The sequence below is a fragment of the Mesoflavibacter profundi genome (assembly GCF_014764305.1).
Taxonomy (GTDB): Bacteria; Bacteroidota; Bacteroidia; order Flavobacteriales; family Flavobacteriaceae; genus Mesoflavibacter; species Mesoflavibacter profundi.
Genome location: NZ_CP061703.1, coordinates 1,211,447 through 1,231,680 on the forward strand (window position 1 = coordinate 1,211,447; position 20,234 = coordinate 1,231,680).

The window sequence follows — 20,234 nt, forward strand, 5'->3', positions numbered from 1 at the left end:
AGTTGCGTTTTTGTGTTAATCGAGATTGGCTTTAAAAATCCATGTATCTCTGTATCTATAATTTGTTTTAAGTTCTTCCATTAGTTTAAAGGCGTCTTCTGCTGTATCGCTTCGTAAGACATATACGTAATTCCAATTGTTTTTAGGATTTACAAATACATCTGCATCAAACCCTTTTTTTATTAGGTTTGCTGTCCAGCGTGAAGCTTTTGTTGCGTCAGAAAATACATTTGTTACCACATAATATCCGCCTTCTATACCAATTACCACTGTAGATTTTTTTCGTTTTAAATAATTAAACGACTTAGAATTTAATCCCTTTTTTGTGTATTGATATGGTTTTCTTTTTTCTATTGTATTGTAACTAGGTTGTGTTTCTGGATTAGACCTAATTATCTCTGGCGCTACGCTAACTTGTGTTGTAGCTGTTTTTGTGTTGTCTTGGACTACATCATTAAAATAGGCTTGAGATATCTCTGTTTGGAATGCTGTAAAATATAAATAATACCTATCTGATTGTGTATTTAATCTAAGCGTTGTTTCACTCATACTATTATTAATCAAAGAGTTATTATAGTTTGGAATATCCAATTGGGCAATATCAAATCCTAAAGTGTTTTCACTATTTGGTAATCGATCTCTGTTAATTATCGAATTATTGGTTATGGTACTATTAAAAAAGTTTTGCTGATATCTTGCGCCATTACTTAGTGACTGAAATTCGTTTTTATTTGCTTTTATTATTGCACATTGATCGTATTGTAAATTATTATCACCTTCTAATGCAGACACTACAATTGAGGTTTTTACATCACCTTGATTAACAGATTTAAAATTTTTAAATGTTATATCTACAGGTTTGTGATTTACTAATGCAAATCCGTTGTAGGTTGAAATATATTTAGGGTTATCTGTTGGTGATTGATAGATTACGTAAAGCATCCAACCTGCTGCGCTTCCGCCAGATAAAAATCCTTCTGTAGCTTTTACGTTTGCGACAGTATAATCGCCTGATGCATTGTTTAATTCTTGTAACATGTTTGTTACATCTGCATAACATACGTAAGGCGAGTTTATAACATGTGTTGTATTTGTAGATCCATCGTAAATAACTTGACCGGTAATTGACTTGTAGTCTTGATCTGGTATTTTAAACTGTATTTGATTTAAAACAGGCGATCTTTTTCCGTTGCCACGATAGATATAGTTTTCTTTTTGAGATTTTCTGGTGCCTTTTTCATACGCATAAGTTGCTGTCCAATACAAACCTGCATAGGCAATCTTTTTTACATCGTTTGGCAATTTAAGTGTGGCTTGACTAGAGCTAAAGGTTTCTGGATTATCATCAATATCTACATATTTCATTTTAATATTGTCATTATCCTCTAACCTATCGTTAAATGGTTTTTTACTGTCTTTACTAAGTATATTATTACCTATTACAGCAACATCTCCAAAAATGTAAAATTCGTTTACAGATTTAAATGGTACGCCATCTATAAAAGTAGAGTCTACAATTGTTTTTTGCTCCTGCGCAAAAACATTGTAAACACTAATGTAACAGATAAAAAATAATGTTAGGCGTTTCATTTAAACTCTTAAATTAAGTAAACATCAAATATATACAATTACTATGATACATTGTAAGCTAGTTAATAAAATCAACCAGCAAGATATTCGCTTTTAATTTAGAAGAAAACTATCTTTGCTTTATGCTTTTTAGTGAAATTTTAGGACTACAACATATAAAAAAACACTTAACAACAAGTGCAGATCATGGTCGTGTACCACATGCACAGTTATTTGTTGGACCAGAAGGTTCTGGTACATTGCCTATGGCTATTGCATATGCGCAATATATTTTATGTAACAATACAGATGCAGAAAACTTAAATGGTAATGCAGCATGCAACTTAAAATTTAAAAACTTTTCTCATCCAGATTTACATTTTGCTTTTCCTGTAACTACTACAGAAAAAGTAAAAAAACATCCTGTTAGCAGTGCTTTTTTAGAAGAATGGAGGCAACTTTTAAACCAACAACCTTATGGCAATTTGTTTGATTGGTACAAGCTTTTAGGTGTAGACAATAAACAAGGTCAAATTGGTGTAGACGAAGCTCAAGATATTGTAAAAGCTTTAAGCTTAAAATCATATGAAGGCGGCTATAAAATTATGATTATTTGGATGGCAGAAAAGTTAAATACGCAAGCCGCAAATAAACTTTTAAAATTAATCGAAGAACCGCCAAATAAGACCATTTTCTTACTAATTGCCGAAGACGAAGAGCAGATTATAAATACTATTAGATCGCGTTGCCAAATTATTCATTTTCCGCCATTAGCAGAAGAAGACATCAAGGACGGACTTATTAAACAATTTAATATTAACGAAACAGATGCTATAAAAATAGCTCACCAATCTGAAGGTAATTATAACAAAGCATGCGATTTAGTCTATCACGATAGTGAAGATACTCAATTTGAAAAATGGTTTATTTTTTGGATTAGAGCAGCTTTTAAAGCCAAAGGAAATAAAGCAGCAATACATGATTTAATTGGTTGGAGTGAAGAAATAGCTAAAACAGGAAGAGAAACCCAAAAGCAGTTTTTAAACTTCTGTTTAGACTTTTTTAGACAAGCCTTATTACTTAATTATGGCGCAGAAGATTTAGTTTTTTTTGAAGCTAAAGCTGAAAAATTTGACTTAGCTAAATTTGCTCCTTTTGTACACAATAACAATATTTTAGATATTTCGGAAGAATTGCAAGATGCTATTTATCATATAGAAAGAAACGGAAATTCTAAAATTATACTTACAGATTTATCCATAAAATTAACCCGATTATTACACGCCAAACAAGAATAACAACCATCCAATATTAACCCTTTTTACTATGAATTCAATATTAGATCACATTACAGAAATTATATTATTACTTTTTTTAGCAATCACTTTTTTACAATCTGGATTAGATAAAATTTTAGATTGGAAAGGCAATATAAATTGGTTAAAATCTCATTTTTCTAAAACTTTTATGGCAAATATGGTAGAAGTTAATGTTGCTATAATTTTAATTTTAGAAACTATAGCTGGTTTGTTAGCCATAATTGGCATCTATCAATTATTAGTAAACGACAATGCTTCTTTAGGATTTTATGCAAGTATTTTAAGTGCTATCACTTTACTTTTACTTTTATTTGGACAACGTGTAGCTAAGGATTACGATGGAGCAAGAACAATTGTAGTTTACTTAATACCAACATTGTTTACTTTATATATTTTACAGTAATTTAAAAATCTGTCATATTTACCTTAAATACCCAATTATCTTTAAACATACTTTGCTCTAACAATGTTTTATGTTGCATATAAGCATCATAAAAATTCTCGGTATGAAGTAAATATACATAATATAGTTTTTTACTCTCGTCTATTAAAAATTTGGTTTCATATCCTTTAGTTTTTAAATGTTCTTGCCATTTAAATGCATTTTCTGGTGAAGAAAAAAACTTTGTAATAACATAATAGCCTTGTTTTACACCTTTTATTTCGGCAGCATTTTTTTCTAAAATCAGTTTAAATTGTTGTGTTTCAAGTGGTTTGTCTTTAATTTTTAAAGCTTCGACATAAGTAGAAGAACTTATTATTACATTACCGGATTGCAATTGTTGTGATTGTCCTTTTGTGATAAGTTTTGACTTAAAATTAACCTCTTTTTCACTTTGGTTTACGTCGTTATTTTCGGTTTTAAAAGATATACTATCATTAGTTTTTATACTATTTAAAGCTACCGTTTTCTCTTGTTCTTCTTCTTTTGTAATAACAGCTTTTTTTACTTCAATTATTTGATTTTCAATATTTTGACTGTTTAATTTAACCACATTTGGTTGATCATTAAGTTCTATTTTATCAAAAAATTCTTTACTTATTTCAGTTTCAAAAGCAGTAAAAAACAAGTAAAATCGGTCTTCTTTAGTATTAAACAAGAGCTCGACTTCTTCAGTAGTATTATCCAAAACAACTTCATTAGTATTTTCTATAGTTAAGGTTGCAATATCAAATCCTAAGGTGTTTTTACTATCAGGAATCCTTTTAATATTCTGATTTACAGTACTATTAAAGAAGTTTTTTTCTACTCTAAATTCTGTTTTCAAACGTGTTGCTGTTTTTAATTTAGGATTGGCAATAAAACATTCATCTTCTGTTATATCAGAATCTCCTTCTAAAGCAGCTAATGTTAGGTTGGTTTTAAATTCGCCTTCTTCTGGTACTTTAAACCCTTTTAAATTAATGATAACTGGATCTGTTCCTACGTGCGCAAACCCATTAAAAGTTGTAATAAATTTTGGTTGTGTTGTTGGTGCTTCGTAAACTATATAGAGCATCCAACCTGCTGAACTTCCGCCAGCTACAAAACCTTGTGTTGCATGTATATTTGCTACCGTAATTTGACCGTCTAAATGCATTGCATTTTTAAGTAATTTTGTAACATCTGCATAACATGCATAAGGTGCATTTAAATGAAATGCAGCCTTTTTATACCCATCAAATATTACCTTACCTTGAATATCTTGATAGTTTTGATGCGGTAATTTAAGTTTAACAGTACTTAAAACGCTTCTGTTTCTGTCTCTTTTTCCTTGAAAAAATAGCTGTCCGTTTTGTTCTCTTTTACTTCCATAAATATAGCTGTAAGTACCAGTCCAATATAAAGCTGCATAGACTATATTAGATTGATTTTCAGGTAGTTTTAATTGAGCCGAACTAGAACTAAATGTTGTAATATCTTGGTCTACATCTACATAAACCATTTCGATATCATCATTAGTAATTAGTGGTTGATTAAAAGGAAGTTTTACGTCTTTACTTAAAATATTATTACCAATAGTAGTTGCATCTCCATAAATATAAAACGACTTTTCGCTTTTAAACGGAGTTGCTTCTTGAGCACAAATAGTAGTAAAATAAGTAAAGAAAATGATGAAATGCGTTAGCAATTTTCTCATAGTCTTTTTAAAATGATTAATAGCAGGATAAATATAAGTAAAAGTGAGAAAACTACTGATAAATAAAAGGTTATATAAACAAAAAAAGCGTTAAACAGTGTTTAACGCTTTTAATATTACAATAAAAGTAACTTATTTTTTATATGCTTCATTTAAAGCATCTGTAATAGCTTTTGTTAGATCTTTAGCATCATCACCGTACATAACGCTACCAGCTTCGTTTTTACCTAAAATAAAAGTGTAGCCATTAGATTTACCGTAATCTTTAACAAAATCCTTTACTTTAGTTAAAACAGAATCTATTTCTGTATTAAAAGCTTTAGACATTTGCTCTTCTTCAAATTGTAACTTTTGTTGAACAATTTGCCACTTTTGTCTAAATTCTTGTAACCCTTCTTGCTGTTTACTTTGAGATAATCTAGCTAATTTCATTTCAGTTGCTTTTGCATCTAAATTATAAGCTTGAGAAATACTATCTCTTCTTTTATCAAAAGATTCTCCTTTGGCTTTGTATTTTGCTTCTAGATCTATTTTTTGCTGAAAATCGTTAATTACTTTTCCATTATCGATAAATCCTATTTTTTGTTCTTGACAAGATGTAAATGCTAAAGCAAGTATTAAAACACCAATTATTTTTTTCATCATTAAATATTTTAAATTTTGGCAAATGTAAAAAATTAAAAAAAGTGATTACCATTTTTTATCGCTTTAAAACCGATATAAGAAATATTTATAATAATATTTAAATTATATAACTTATTACTATAAAAATCGAGTTAAAATAAAGCGTTTTAAGCGCGTTTTAAAAATTCTTAATACGTTTCCCTTAATTAAACTACTATTTAATCTCAGTAGCTTTTATTTTAAGTTTTTATACTTTTTTAAGGACGTAAATTAAAGAAGAGTACTCTTTTGTACGTATTGCTTTAAAATTAGATCGTAATCCTATATAAAAAGCTTTAATTAAATTTTTACTTCCAGATTTATATTGCTCTGACAATAAACTAACGTAAAACGAATCAAACAACATTGGTTTTATACCATCTAATTTAAAATTAAAAGTGCCAAATAAATTAGAAATTGAAGTTTGATTAAAATGCCATAAATGTCTAGGTACATCATAAGCTGCCCAAAATTGCTTATAATAAGTTGCATCAAAACTTTTATAATTTGGTACAGCAACCACTAACCTACCATTTGGTTTTAAAAGTTTTTTAAAAATTGAAATTTGATGGTCTAAATCTGGAAGATGCTCTAAAACATGCCAAAGCGTAATTACATCAAAACTATTAGCTTCATAGTTTTCTAATTGATAAATATCAAATACAGATTGATCTGTTTTTTGATTTGCAATTGTTCTTGCATCAAAATTGGGTTCGATACCAGAAACAATCCAATTGTTTTCTTTTGCTGTTTTTAAAAAATCGCCAGTACCACAACCAACATCTAAAAGTGTTTTAGTGTCGGTTTTAAACCCATTAATTAGTTTTAATTTTTGCTGTAAAGAAAAACGTCTTACTAAATGATATGCTTTTTCAAACCAATTTCGTTTTGCATCTGTATGCGAAATATAATCTTCGGTTTTATAATATTCTGAAAGTTGACTAGCTTTTGGCTGAGGAAAGGTTTCTAAAAAACCATAGTTTTTATTCTCTTTAAGTTGAAATAATTCTCCTGAAACAGAATGGTCTTTTATATGTAATTGTGTTTGTTCTTTACTCATAAATTTAAAGTCTAATCAAAAAAGAAGAATTAAAACTGATAAAAAAAGTAAACGTTCCACGTGGAACGTTTAAAATCTATCTTCCTAAATACACTAATAAAACAGAAATATCTGCAGGAGAAACTCCACTTACTCTAGATGCTTGAGATATAGTTACAGGTTGAATTTTATTTAATTTTTCCCTTGCTTCCATACTCATGGATTTAAGTTTAGAATAATCAAAATTATCTGGAATTCTTATATTTTCTAGACGCGTTAATTTGTCTGCATTATTTTTTTCTTTAGCTATATATCCAGAGTATTTAACTTGAATTTCGGTCTGCTCTATTATTTCATTATCTAGATTATTATCTTTAATGTAATTAGAAACAGACTCGATTTTTTTCATGTCTTCAATATCAATATTTGGTCTAGCAAAAATCTTAAACATCTTATCTTGCTGTTTCATTAATGAAGAATTCTTAGACTCTAAAATAGGATTTATTTCACTTGTAGTCACACTAGTATTTTGGAAAAATTCTACAAACTTTTCTGCTTGTTCGTGTTTTTCTTCCATACGTTTTAAACGTTTTTCTGAAGCTAAACCAAGCTCATATCCTTTAGGTGTTAATCTTAAATCGGCGTTATCTTGTCGCAATAACGTTCTATATTCTGCTCTAGATGTAAACATACGATAAGGCTCTTCTGTACCTTTTGTAATAAGATCGTCTATTAAAACACCTATATAAGCTTCATCTCTTTTTAAGATAAATTCATCTCTTTCTTGAACTTTTAATGCAGCATTTATACCAGCCATTAATCCTTGAGATGCTGCTTCTTCATATCCAGTTGTTCCGTTAATTTGACCTGCAAAGTATAATCCATCAACAAGTTTAGTCTCTAATGTATGACGTAATTGTGTCGGCGGAAAATAATCATATTCTATAGCATAACCTGGTCTAAAAAACTTAACATTTTCAAATCCAACAACGGATCTTAACGCGTTAAATTGAACATCTTCTGGAAGTGAAGTTGAAAATCCGTTAATATAATATTCTACCGTATTCCAACCTTCAGGCTCCACAAATAATTGATGTTTATCTTTATCTGCAAAGCGATTAATTTTATCTTCTATAGATGGACAATATCTTGGTCCTAAACTTTTAATTCGACCATTAAACATTGGTGAGCGATCAAAACCTTCTCGTAGTAAATCATGCACTTTTTCACTGGTGTAAGACATATGACAACTACGTTGTTGGGTTAAAGGTTTTGTAATATCTAAATACGAAAATTTATCAGGATTTACATCACCAGGTTGTTCTATCATTTTAGAAAAATCTAGAGAACGACCATCTACTCTTGGTGGCGTTCCTGTTTTCATTCTTCCAGATTCAAAGCCTAAATTTACTAATTGTTCTGTGATACCTGTTGCTGCTTTTTCTCCCGCTCTTCCGCCACCAAAATTTTTATCACCAATATGTATTAAGCCATTTAAAAAAGTTCCGTTAGTTAAAACGACCGATTTAGATTTAATCTTAACTCCTAAGGAAGTAACAACTCCTTCAACCTTTCCATCGTTAACAATTAAACCACTTACCATTTCTTGATAGAAATCTAAGTTAGGTGTTTGCTCTAAAAGCAATCTCCAATCTTCTGCAAAACGCATACGATCACTTTGGACTCTTGGACTCCACATTGCAGGTCCTTTAGATTTGTTAAGCATCTTAAACTGTATTGCAGAGGTATCACTTACAATACCAGAATAACCGCCAAGCGCATCAATTTCTCTTACAATTTGTCCTTTAGCAATTCCACCCATTGCAGGATTACAAGACATTTGAGCAATGTTTTGCAAATTCATAGTTACTAATAAGGTTTTACTTCCCATATTAGCAGCTGCAGCTGCAGCTTCGCTACCAGCATGTCCTGCACCAACAACTATAACATCGTAAACTTCGTTAAACATAATATTTGGATTGTTCCACGTGGAACGTTTTAAAATTCTTTAAAAAATTAGCGTGCAAATATACAACAATCTATAACATGGTTTGTAGTAGACTTAAAGCTTCATCTTCTTTTAAACGCATTTGTTTAGCATCAGATTCGGTTTTATCTTTAAAACCACAATAGTGTAAAATACCATGTATGATTACACGATGTAATTCTTCTTTAAAAGTTAAACCTAAATCTTTAGCATTATCTTCTACTCTTTCAACTGAAATAAATATATCGCCTTGTAAGTTTTTACCTACAGAATAATCAAAGCTTATTATATCTGTTAATGTATCGTGATTTAAGAATTGTACATTTAATTTATGTAAATATTCATCATCACAAAACACATAAGATATTTCATCTTCCTTACAATTATGAAGTGTAATTATAGATGATATCCATTTACTAAGTACGTCTTCGTTAGGAAGCTTAAAATCGGTTTCGTAATTAAAGCTAATCATTGGTTTGTTTAAAATATTCTTGTGCCTTTTGTTTATACACTTGTTGCAAAGGTAAACTTTGTTTGTTCAATATCTCTGTAGTATTAAAATATTGTTTTGCCTGATTAATAATATTGGTAGATGTATTATTATAATCTTTAGTGTTTGTTGTAGATTCTCTTTTTGTGTCCTGTCCTTGTTGTAAGGTAGCATTTTCTAGCTTTAGCAATTGATGCTTTATGTCCATCATTTTACTTAACGTTTGGTTGGTAAATCCTTCGTTAATTAATTTGAGTTCTACGTCTTCCATAGACTTTAATAATTGCTGAGCTTCACTACTTGTTCCTAATCCTTGTTTATCTAAGCGCTGTTCTAATTGTTGACGTAATAATTGTTGTTCTTGATAGATTTTAAATAATTCTGCATTCATTTGTTCATTAAAATCACCATCGCCTTGTTCGCTACCGCCTTGTCCTTGTCCGTCACCATCTTTTCCTCCTTCTTTACCTTTTTTACCTTTTTCACCTTTATTTCCTTTTTCACCATCTTTCTTTCCTTTTTTATCACCTTCGTTTTGACCTTCTTCTCCAGGTTTTTGTTCACCTTGCTGACCTTGTTGTCCATCTTGTCCTTTTTTACCTTTTTTCATTGCTTCTTCCATTTTCTTAGCTAAATCTTCTTGACTAATAATTATATCTGGAAGTGGCATACCGCCTTCGCCTTGTCCTGGTGATGGCATACCCATTTGCATTTGCATATTATCTAAAGCAGAGTTTAGTAAATTGGCTAAATTGTTAGCAGAAGTTAATGCATATTGTTGAGAAGAAACACCTTGGTATAAAAGGTTTTCTGAAAGATGATCTAATGCTTTATCAATATTAAAATACACATCATTAATCTCTTTAGTTATTTGCTGAGAAAAGTCTGGTTGACGTAAAGAGATTGCGAACAAACTATCATCTACGTGCTCAAAATGAGTTCTTAATTCGTGTTGCTTTTTAAGATATTTAGCATATTCGTTATGGTTAACTTCTATGTTTTTAAAGCGATTCATTACGTCTTCTTCATCAAAAGAAAACACAACTAAATTATCTATAATTTGACGTAGCATTTCTGCATCTTCTTGTAACTGTTGCATACCAGAAGCCGACATTTGCATTTGCATACTCATACTCATCTGTTTCATTTTTTGAGCTGCACTTTTTTGTTTTTTCTTAGCAGAATTTTGTTTGTCTTGTTTTTGTTGTTGGTCTGAAGATTGTTCCTTTTTCTCTAGTTCGTCACTTGCCTCTTGCTGTTCCTTTTTTATGTTTTCCTCGGTATTTGCGTTTCGAGGTAAATCCATAGGAGATTTTAGGTCTTTATTTTCTTTTTCTAAATCTACTAATTGTTGCTGTAAATCTTCAAACTTTTTATTGAGTTCGTCTTGCTTTTCTTTAGTGTTTTTTTCTGGATCTTCGTTAGCTAATTTGTCTTGTTCCTTAGCTAATTTGTCTAAATCTTCACTAATTTTTTCCATCTTTTTAGATACGTAGTAACGCTTGGTCAATTCTAATAATTGTTCCATACTACGCTTTTGGTTTTTAGCCTGTTTAGCAAGATTGTCTAGTTTTTCTGAAAATTCTTCCTTTTCAAATTTTTCTTTAAGTTTTTCTAATTCTTCAAGTAGCTTTTCATCTTTTTTTAATTGTGCTTCATTCTCTTTTAAACGCTCTTGCAACTTTTCTTTAAACGGATCTTCCTTTTGATTTTCCTTTTGAAATTCTTCTAAATTATTTTGAAGCTTTTTATTGAATTGCTTCATCATCTCTTCTTGTTGCTTTTGGCGCTTCAAGAAATTTTCAAGCTTCTTTTTATCGTTATAATTGAGCTCTGATTTTTCTTTTTGAGTTTTTGATATCTGACTAAGTTGCTCTTCTTGTTTTTCAAAATTTTCAAGAGATTTATTTAAATCTTGGATGGTCTTATTTTGCTCGTTAAGTTGCTTTTGCTCTTCTTCATCTTTTGTACGCTTTCTGTATGTGAACACCGAACTTTTTGTGCTTTTATTTTTATTTACCGCATCATTATCAAAAACTTCAAAATACAGATCGTATGGAATACCAGCTTCTATCTCTAGATTATTTGGAAAAGCAGTTAAAAATTCATCAAAATTAGAAGATGAAATTGGTATGTTTTTTACAGTTTTATTCGTTTCGTTTTCTGAAGGATAATAGACTAACTGTAATTTAGATAAACCATAATCGTCACTAACTTGACCTTTAAAATACAAAGTTTGTTGGTCTAAACTATCTGTTTTAGATTCAATTTTAAGTTCTGGATATTGATCTTTAATAACAGAAATACTATACGCTAAATTCTCGTAATTTTTAAGGTTTTTATTACTTGTGCTAATGTTGTAGTCTAAATTATTATAAACGCGTTTAGAGGCTTTAAAAACACCGTTTTCTTCTGTAGTAAAGGCTAAAGTATCTTTACTAATTAAATCTACTTGATCAGTTGCTTTGGTATTAAGTTGCCAAGTAATTTGTGTGCCTTGTGGTACAACAGCATTACCAATGCCTTTTAAAACTTCGTTACGTTTATTGGTGTAATTTGGATAGTTTAGAACAATCTGAAAATTTAACAATGTTGGGACTTCTACAACATGTAATTTATATGGTTTTGAGTTAACACCATTAGCAGATAAATTAAAAGTAATGTCTTGTTTTGGTTGTTCAAAAACATACTCAAAAGTACCTGGTTGTCGTTGTTGCAAAAAGTATGACTGATCGTTAAAATTGATTTGTGCGTCTTCTGGAACAACATCTCCTTCGGTTTGTACAAATAACCTGAAGGTTTTGTTTTCTTCGGTTTGCAGGCTTTCATTTATAACAAAAAAACTGAAAGGTGCTGGCGGCTCAAAAGCGGTTTGATAATTAACTACTCTTTTATAACTATCTGTAAACCAATTATTTTTACCTAAAACAAAACTTAATAATAAAATAGCAATTGGGATAACTGTGTATTTTAAATATTTAGTGTTGTGTTTAAAATTAATCGCAAAATTAAAAGGAATTGGGCTTAATTCTTCAGCTTTTTGATCGATGCTGGCTAAAAGTAATTCGCTATTATCGTTAGTCTCTTTTAGCTGAAGTACATTCAATAACTTATCATTAACTTCAGGAAAATGATTACCAATAATTGCCGATGCTTGTTTATAGTTAATGCCTTTTTGAAGCTTAAATAACTTGGCTAATGGCAATGTAATAAATTTGATAAATAAACCAACCTCAACAGCAATAAACAACCAAAATAAAACTGTACGTAAACCAGAATTTAACCACAGAAAATATTCAATAAGTAGTGTAATAATTAAATATAACAAGCCAATACTAAAAAACAGGATAGCGCCTTTAATCAACTCATTAGTATAATATTTTCTAATAAATTGTTCTAATTTGGTTTGTATGATATTGAAGTTATTCAAAGCCATTTTTTTATTTAACTTACTAAAATACAGTTTTTATTTTTTTATGTCTGTTAAAGGCGCTTAAAACTTGTTTTAAAATAGTTCTTTGTGTTTCTTCTACTCTATTCTATCTTTGCACTTTCAAACCAAAAGAAATGTCAAAACAAGTTAGAGTGCGTTTTGCACCAAGTCCTACAGGACCTTTACATATTGGCGGTGTACGTACCGCATTATTTAATTATTTATTTGCAAAAAAACACAACGGTACTTTTGTGTTACGTATAGAAGATACAGACCAAAACCGTTATGTAGAAGGTGCAGAACAGTATATTATAGATAGTTTAAATTGGTGTAATATTCCGTTTGACGAAGGTCCAAATAAAAATGAAAAATTTGGTCCGTACAGACAAAGCGAACGTAAAGACTTATACAAACAATATGCAGATCAATTAATAAAAAGTGGTCATGCGTATTATGCATTTGATACTGCAGAAGCACTTGATGCACACAGAAAAGACCATGAAGCTCAAGGAAAAACGTTTATCTACAATTGGCATAACAGAGAAAAGTTAAGCAACTCTTTATCGCTTAGCGCAGAAGACGTGCAAGCTAAATTAGATGCTGGTGAAGATTATGTAATCAGATTTAAAAGTCCGCAAGATCAAACGCTTCATCTTAAAGATATTATTCGTGGTGATATAAAAATTGATACCAACATTTTAGATGATAAAGTTTTGTTTAAAGCAGACGGAATGCCAACTTATCACCTAGCTAATATTGTTGATGACCATTTAATGGAAATTACGCACGTTATTAGAGGTGAAGAATGGCTACCAAGTCTTGCTTTACATTACCAATTATACGATGCTTTTGGTTGGGAAGCACCAGAATTTGCACATTTACCGTTAATCCTAAAACCAACAGGAAAAGGAAAATTAAGTAAACGTGATGGCGATAAATTAGGATTTCCTGTATTTCCTTTAGAATATACGTCTCCAGAAGGTGATGTGTCTAAAGGGTATAAAGAAGATGGATATTTTGCTGAAGCTGTTGTTAACTTTTTAGCCTTTTTAGGATGGAATCCTGGTACAGAACAAGAAATTTTTAGTTTAGAAGAACTTATAGAAGCGTTTGATTTATCTAAAGTGAATAAAGCCGGAGCACGTTTTGATCCAGATAAAATTAAATGGTTTAATCACCATTACATGCAAGAACAAAGTAATGATGATTTAGCTGAAGCGTTTAAACAAAATCATGATTCATTAAAAGACATAGATGTTAATTACATATCAATGGTTGTTGGATTAATTAAAGAACGAGCAACATTTGTAAACGACTTTTGGGACTTAAGTAATTTCTTCTTTGAAGCTCCAACAGAATACGATGAAAAAGCCTTTAAAAAAGCCATTAAAGACGATACAAAATCTATAATGACAGAGGTAAAATCTATCATAAATAACATTGAAAATTTTGAAGTTGAAACACTTCAAAACGATGTAAAAGGTTGGATTACGTCTAACAACATTGGCTTTGGTAAAGTGATGATGCCACTACGTTTAGCCTTAGTTGGTGCATTACAAGGACCTGATGTTTTTGACATCATGTATATGATTGGTAAAAACGAAACTGTTAAACGTATTGATAATTTAATTGAAAAAATAGGTTAAAATATTAATCAACTATCAATAAAAAAGCCTCTATTATTTAGAGGCTTTTTTGATTAATTTATTAGGTATAAACTTTAAAACGTGATTAATAATGCTAAAGCTAACATACTTTGGTTTCCTTTAAATTTCTTTTCTAAATTTTGACTAAACTGAGCATCGTTTAAATCATTTAAAATGTTTGTAAATCCGTAAATGTATTGTCCTCTAACTTTAAAGTTTTCAAAACCAGCAGTTAAACCTACAACACCATTCACATTAAAATTAGTAAGATCTACAAAGTCTTTTGCTAATACGCTATCAAATTCGGCAATAAACCATTCTTCTTGACCATCGTCATCAAATTCTAAATCACTATTGTATTGCAACATTGGTCCAAAATCTAAAGTTAAATAAGGTCCAGCTAATTTTGCATGAAGTAAAAAAGCTATTTGAGCCGTTAATACTTTATAATCTATAGGTTCAAAATTAGAACTTAAATTAGATGCTAAACCATTAATACTTAATCTGTTTTCAGATAATTGCATACCATAACTTACGTTGTACCATTTATGCGGTAAATCTACAGTTGCAGACATATGTGCTAACCAACCTGTACCACTTTTTGTATTAAAATTATCTGTGTTAATATTAAATTGTGTAAATCCACCACCAAGAGCAAATCCGTTTTTTATATTGTAAGAACTTCTTTGTGCAAAAGAAAATGTAACAAATAGAGTACAAATTGCTACTAATAGATAAAGTTTAAAATTTTTCATTAATAATAGTATAGATTAGTGAACAAATATAACTTAAATTAGTAATCAATAAAGTAAAACTAAAAAACCATTAATTATGCCATTTTTAATTCCTTTTGTAGTCTTAGGACTAATCCTTTTAATTTCAGCATTTTTTGTTGTTAAACAACAAACTGCAGTAATTATAGAACGCTTTGGTAAATTTCATAGTATTAGACAATCTGGTCTACACTTAAAAATTCCTTTAATAGATAAAATTGCTGGTCGATTAAGCTTAAAAATTCAGCAATTAGATGTAATTGTAGAAACAAAAACATTAGACGATGTATTTGTTAGACTTAAAGTATCTGTACAATACCGTGTGTTAAGTCAAAAAGTGTACGATGCATTTTATAAGTTAGATTATCCACATGAGCAAATTACAAGTTATGTATTTGATGTGGTACGTGCAGAAGTACCAAAGATGAAATTAGACGACGTTTTTGTTAAAAAAGATGATATTGCATTAGCGGTAAAAGCTGAGCTAAACGATGCGATGTTAGACTACGGATTTGACATTATTAAAACTCTTGTAACAGATATAGATCCTGATGCACAAGTAAAAGCTGCAATGAACCGTATTAACGCTGCAGAACGTGAAAAAACTGCTGCACAATATGAAGGTGATGCACAACGTATCTTAATTGTTGAAAAAGCTAAAGCTGAAGCAGAAAGTAAACGTTTACAAGGTCAAGGTATTGCAGATCAAAGACGCGAGATTGCGCGTGGATTAGAAGAGTCTGTAGAAGTTTTAAACCGCGTTGGTATTAACAGTCAAGAAGCATCTGCTTTAATTGTTGTAACGCAGCATTACGATACGCTTCAATCGTTAGGTGAAGAAACTAATAGTAACTTAATCTTATTACCTAATGCGCCACAAGCTGGAAGTAATATGCTAAACGAAATGGTTGCAAGTTTTACGGCAAGTAACCAAATTGGTGAAGCTATGAAAGAAGCTAAACGTAAAAAAGAAGAAGAATAAAACTTACCTAATAAACACAAAAAAAGCCTCTTAATAGAGGCTTTTTTTATTGACTTTCTTTTTCATAATTATCAATTAAACTCTGTAAAGAATTTAGATAATCTTCTAAAGATTGTTTATCTATTGTATTACTAGAACTATCTTTTGGTAGTGTAATACGTTGCTCGTCTAAGTACTTTTGTAACTCGGGATAATCTTCTTCTATTTCTCTTGTCTTAACCGATATTTTGGTTAATAAATCTTGTATTGCATCCATAATAATTTTTGATTAAAGTTATCCATTCAAATTAAGTTAAATCACTTATAAATCAAAAGATTATATACTAAATGGTTGTTAAAATTTTTATTTAAAAGGATGTCTTTGTTCCCATTTTTTAACAGGATTTAAAGTATTAACTACAAACTTTAACAATGGGTTTATAAAAAGTGTATTAGTATGTTTCATGTAAATAAACATATCGTTAGGATTAGCACCAACAGAACTTTTAATTTCCATTGCTGTTCTTGCATAAACAACAGATTTAAATTTATGATCAATACCATACTCTAACATATCGTAAAGCATATTTAAATACATTTGATACTCTTGTTGATATCTAGGATTGTAACCTAAAAAATAAGTTTCTAGTTGACTATTGTTTAAAATAAGCGTGTAAAATCCAATTAGCTCATTGTTTAGATAGTATCCAAAGATTTTAAAATTGGATTGTAAATCTAATTTTAGTTGATAAAAATGATTACGTTTTAGTATAAACGAATTCACTTTTGCCTGATCCGATACATGTTTATAAAGCTTATACAAAGCATTACCTTGCAACTTAATATCTTCTAATAAAAGTTCTTTTTTTACAATAGCACTAGATTTTTTAATCGCTGTATTATAACGCCTTTTATATTTTTTATTCAATGCTATTTTGTAGTCTGAAATCGAGTTAAAATGTGAAGGAATATTAAATATCATGTTAGGTTGTACTTTAACCTTATACATGCTATTTTTATCAAATATGTGTGTATTTAAATGAATAACATCATCTTTAAAATAGTCTTTAAACCCAATAATTCTAATCGTTTTATTGGATTCTTTTTTTATAGTCTTTTCTAAGCTTTTTAAAGCTTTAAATACGGTTTCAAAAAAAACAGTAGCATGTATTTTATTTGAATTAAAATAATACCCATGTTGTCCAGTATGCATTAAATTACCAACAATTAATGCATTACCTCTTACAATTCTAGCAATTGCAGCTTTACCTAAGCGTTTTAATGTATGATCTGATGTTTTTCTAAAGATATTATCCAAATACATCTCTACGCGTTGGATAATGGCAATTCCAACCAATTCTTGATTATTATAAATAGCTAAATAAAATGAAGATATATGATCTGGGCTTGATAATTCTAAAGCATTTAAAAAGTTAGTTTTTAAAAAAATATCCTTAACAGTTAACTTATCCCAAGACGTAGGAATATTTATAACAGAATTATATAATTTATATGAAATCAAATTGAAAAATAAAAAGACTGAAAGTTACCTATCAGTCTTTAAAATTATTAAAAGTTACAAAATTATCTCCAGCCACAAACAATTGCTCCCATAATAGCAAGTGTTACAGTCCAATATCCAACATTGATTAGTGTATATTTCAAGCTTTTTCTTTCAAATAAAGCATTAATACCTAAAATAGGTAAGACTATAAATAATCCAGCTATAACACCATGAAAAGCACCATGTTTAAAGGTTCTAAATTCATCTTTATATTCTGCCATAAAAGTTTCATAAGAAGGCTGAATACCTAAATCGCCTTGTACTAAACTAAATGCGCCCATTTGATGAACAGTAATTGAAGGCAGTATAAAAGCTAATACAAACGAAAGAATTAATGTAACACCAAAAATTTTTAACATGTTTGCAGACTGCATTTTTTGCTCAGTCATTTCAGCATGTTTCATCCAAACGGTTCCAAAAGTTTTAGGGTTATACCAAATAAAGCCAATTATTAACGGTACAATTGCAGCAACAAAAACTGCTAGATAATTAAATTCCATAATATTAATTTTTAATTAGTTAGTAATTTAAAAGTACAAAAAAACCGCTAAGATTAACTTAGCGGTTAATAATTATGTCATTGTCTTAAGCTAACTGTTGCGCTTCTTCTACTAATAACTTGTTTTTGTCTTCTAATGCTTTGTTGATAAACTCATTAATCGCTTCATTTTTTTCTAAGCCATTTTTAAGTAAAACACCAAGCGTAATCATAGTGATAATTCGTGTACCGCTTTTCTTAACCGAAGTATTAAAAAGTGGCTCTACATCTTCATAAGAAACGTCTTTAGCTAATTCTAAAATCTGTGCTTTTGCTTTTGCTCTAGCATCGTCTGGTAGTCTATCGTACTTTTTACCAAAAGACTTTATTTGCTCTATCGCAGGACGATTATTGGTTTGCTTTTGAGGCTGATTTTGATTTTGTTTTGGTGCTTGTTTTGCCCAACTATCACGTAAACCAACGGTTTTATTAAATACTAAGGCATCAGATTTAGAATCGTCATCCACATTAAAATACCCTAAACGTTGAAACTGAAACTGCTCTCCTACTTTAGCTTCTTTTAAACTTGGCTCAACAAATGCATTGATGATGTTTAAAGAATTTGGATTTAAAAATTCCATAAAATCTTTACCGTCATGACTGTCAGGCGCTTCGTCCATAAACAGTCTATCGTATTCTCTAACTTCAGCTTTTACTGCATGTTTTATAGAAACCCAATGTAACGTTCCTTTTACTTTTTTAGAGGTATCTGTATCGTAGGTACAATGTACTTCGGTAATATTTCCTTCAGCATCTTTTACTACGTTTTCAGCTTTGATGATGTACGCATTTTTAAGTCGAACTTCGCCGCCTAATTTCAATCTAAAAAACTTACTTCCTGCTTCTTCTTTAAAGTCGTCTTTTTCGATATAAATTTCTTTTGAAAAAGGTACTTTTCTAAATCCAGCACTATCGTCTTCTGGGTTATTTTCTGCTTCTAACCATTCTTCTTTATCGTCTGGATAATTAGTAATGACTACTTTTAAAGGATCTAAAACCGCCATAACACGTGGTGCAGTTTTGTTTAAATCCTCACGTACACAGAATTCTAAAAGCGCCACATCAATCACGTTTTCACGCTTTGCAACACCTACTTTTTCTATAAATTGTCTAATTGAATTTGGTGTATAACCTCTACGTCGTAAACCTGAAATGGTTGGCATTCTCGGATCGTCCCAACCAGAAACTACCTTCTCTTCTACCAATTTAAGCAACTTACGCTTACTCATAATGGTATAAGACAGATTTAAACGCGCAAATTCGCGCTGTTTTGGCTGCATTGGATAGGTTTCCTTAGAATAGTCATAAACTTGCTCTTTAAACCAATCGTAAAGCTCTCTATGTGGTTTAAATTCTAAAGAACATAAACTATGACTAATTTGCTCGATATAATCACTTTCGCCATGCGTCCAATCGTACATTGGATAAATGCACCAATCGTTACCAGTACGATGATGATGCTTCTTTAAAATACGATACATAATAGGATCACGCATTAACATATTAGGATGTTGCATGTCTATTTTTGCACGTAAAATATGTTCACCTTCGTTGAATTCGCCATTTTTCATGCGTTCAAAAAGGTCTAAATTTTCTTCTACAGATCGGTTACGATAAGGACCATCTACACCAGGTTGCGTTGGTGTTCCTTTTTGTTCTGCCATCGCTTCAGAAGATTGGCTATCTACATAAGCCTTTCCGTCTTTAATCAATTGTACAGCCCAATCGTATAACTGTTGAAAATAATCTGAAGAATACAGCTCGTTTTCCCATTGGTAACCTAACCAAGCCACATCTTTTTTAATCGCATCTACATACTCTTGCTCTTCTTTTGCTGGGTTAGTATCGTCAAATCTAAGATTAACAGGCGCATTGTACTTTAATCCTAAACCAAAACTAATACCTATAGCTTTGGTATGACCAATGTGCAAATAGCCATTAGGTTCTGGCGGAAAACGAAAACGTAATTTATCCTTAGCTAATCCGTTAGCTAAATCTTCTTCTATAATATGCTCAATAAAATTGAGTGATTTTGTTTCTTCAGACATGTAATTAGGTTTATTTTTAAGTGATTACTGCTATTAATCTACTTTAATAATAAAGTGTAAAATTAAATATTTTTTAGTTGAAAT

At 30.3% G+C, this 20,234-nt stretch carries 16 protein-coding genes; 4 read left to right on the forward strand and 12 right to left on the reverse strand.

Features of this window, described 5'->3' with window-relative positions:
• Window positions 1-15: 15 nt before the first annotated feature.
• Window positions 16-1,590, reverse strand: coding sequence for an SPOR domain-containing protein (locus IFB02_RS05600; RefSeq protein ID WP_191073110.1), 1,575 nt, complete (start codon window positions 1,588-1,590; stop codon window positions 16-18).
• Window positions 1,591-1,712: 122 nt separating this feature from the next.
• On the opposite strand from IFB02_RS05600, the gene IFB02_RS05605 reads away from it, so the two are divergent.
• Together IFB02_RS05605 and IFB02_RS05610 are read left to right on the forward strand one after the other, a co-directional pair.
• The gene (locus IFB02_RS05605; RefSeq protein WP_191073111.1) at window positions 1,713-2,867 is read left to right on the forward strand and encodes a DNA polymerase III subunit; all 1,155 of its coding nucleotides are present in this window, start codon (window positions 1,713-1,715) and stop codon (window positions 2,865-2,867) included.
• Between the two features lie 28 nt (window positions 2,868-2,895).
• Window positions 2,896-3,291: a DoxX family membrane protein gene (locus tag IFB02_RS05610; RefSeq protein WP_106688080.1), complete on the forward strand. Its 396-nt coding sequence runs from the start codon at window positions 2,896-2,898 to the stop codon at window positions 3,289-3,291.
• Between the two features lies 1 nt (window position 3,292).
• Here IFB02_RS05610 and IFB02_RS05615 read toward each other — a convergent pair whose 3' ends face one another.
• The 6 genes from IFB02_RS05615 to IFB02_RS05640 form a co-directional block, all read right to left on the reverse strand.
• Window positions 3,293-5,008, reverse strand: a complete 1,716-nt coding sequence (locus IFB02_RS05615; RefSeq protein ID WP_106688081.1) for a hypothetical protein — start codon at window positions 5,006-5,008, stop codon at window positions 3,293-3,295.
• A gap of 132 nt (window positions 5,009-5,140) precedes the next feature.
• Window positions 5,141-5,653, reverse strand: coding sequence for an OmpH family outer membrane protein (locus IFB02_RS05620; protein WP_317173497.1), 513 nt, complete (start codon window positions 5,651-5,653; stop codon window positions 5,141-5,143).
• Between the two features lie 226 nt (window positions 5,654-5,879).
• On the reverse strand, window positions 5,880-6,731 hold the full coding sequence (locus IFB02_RS05625; protein ID WP_106688083.1) for a class I SAM-dependent methyltransferase: 852 nt from the start codon (window positions 6,729-6,731) through the stop codon (window positions 5,880-5,882).
• A 76-nt stretch (window positions 6,732-6,807) separates the two neighbouring features.
• On the reverse strand, window positions 6,808-8,679 hold the full coding sequence (gene mnmG / locus IFB02_RS05630) for a tRNA uridine-5-carboxymethylaminomethyl(34) synthesis enzyme MnmG (protein ID WP_106688084.1): 1,872 nt from the start codon (window positions 8,677-8,679) through the stop codon (window positions 6,808-6,810).
• A 70-nt stretch (window positions 8,680-8,749) separates the two neighbouring features.
• The gene (ybeY, locus tag IFB02_RS05635; protein ID WP_106688085.1) at window positions 8,750-9,169 is read right to left on the reverse strand and encodes an rRNA maturation RNase YbeY; all 420 of its coding nucleotides are present in this window, start codon (window positions 9,167-9,169) and stop codon (window positions 8,750-8,752) included.
• Window positions 9,162-12,623, reverse strand: coding sequence for a DUF4175 family protein (locus tag IFB02_RS05640; RefSeq protein ID WP_223878878.1), 3,462 nt, complete (start codon window positions 12,621-12,623; stop codon window positions 9,162-9,164). Before IFB02_RS05640 ends, ybeY begins: the two co-directional genes overlap by 8 nt.
• 131 nt (window positions 12,624-12,754) lie before the next feature.
• On the opposite strand from IFB02_RS05640, the gene gltX reads away from it, so the two are divergent.
• On the forward strand, window positions 12,755-14,266 hold the full coding sequence (gene gltX, locus IFB02_RS05645) for a glutamate--tRNA ligase (protein ID WP_106688086.1): 1,512 nt from the start codon (window positions 12,755-12,757) through the stop codon (window positions 14,264-14,266).
• A gap of 74 nt (window positions 14,267-14,340) precedes the next feature.
• On the opposite strand, the gene IFB02_RS05650 is transcribed toward gltX, so the two are convergent.
• Entirely contained in the window at window positions 14,341-15,021 is a 681-nt protein-coding gene (locus tag IFB02_RS05650) for an outer membrane beta-barrel protein (protein WP_106688087.1), read from the reverse strand.
• 76 nt (window positions 15,022-15,097) lie between these two features.
• On the opposite strand from IFB02_RS05650, the gene IFB02_RS05655 reads away from it, so the two are divergent.
• Window positions 15,098-16,021 carry an SPFH domain-containing protein gene (locus IFB02_RS05655; RefSeq protein ID WP_106688088.1) on the forward strand — a complete coding sequence of 308 codons (924 nt, stop codon included), beginning with the start codon at window positions 15,098-15,100 and terminating at the stop codon, window positions 16,019-16,021.
• 46 nt (window positions 16,022-16,067) lie between these two features.
• On the opposite strand, the gene IFB02_RS05660 is transcribed toward IFB02_RS05655, so the two are convergent.
• The 4 genes from IFB02_RS05660 to IFB02_RS05675 all read right to left on the reverse strand — a co-directional run bounded on the left by IFB02_RS05660 (window position 16,068) and on the right by IFB02_RS05675 (window position 20,150).
• Window positions 16,068-16,277, reverse strand: coding sequence for a hypothetical protein (locus IFB02_RS05660; protein ID WP_106688089.1), 210 nt, complete (start codon window positions 16,275-16,277; stop codon window positions 16,068-16,070).
• A gap of 87 nt (window positions 16,278-16,364) precedes the next feature.
• A complete protein-coding gene (locus IFB02_RS05665) occupies window positions 16,365-17,522 on the reverse strand; it encodes a GNAT family N-acetyltransferase (RefSeq protein ID WP_106688090.1) in 1,158 nt (385 codons plus the stop codon).
• Between the two features lie 62 nt (window positions 17,523-17,584).
• Window positions 17,585-18,064, reverse strand: a complete 480-nt coding sequence (locus IFB02_RS05670; protein ID WP_106688091.1) for a DUF1761 domain-containing protein — start codon at window positions 18,062-18,064, stop codon at window positions 17,585-17,587.
• Between the two features lie 85 nt (window positions 18,065-18,149).
• A complete protein-coding gene (locus tag IFB02_RS05675; RefSeq protein WP_106688092.1) occupies window positions 18,150-20,150 on the reverse strand; it encodes a glutamine--tRNA ligase/YqeY domain fusion protein in 2,001 nt (666 codons plus the stop codon).
• Between the last annotated feature and the right edge of the window lie 84 nt (window positions 20,151-20,234).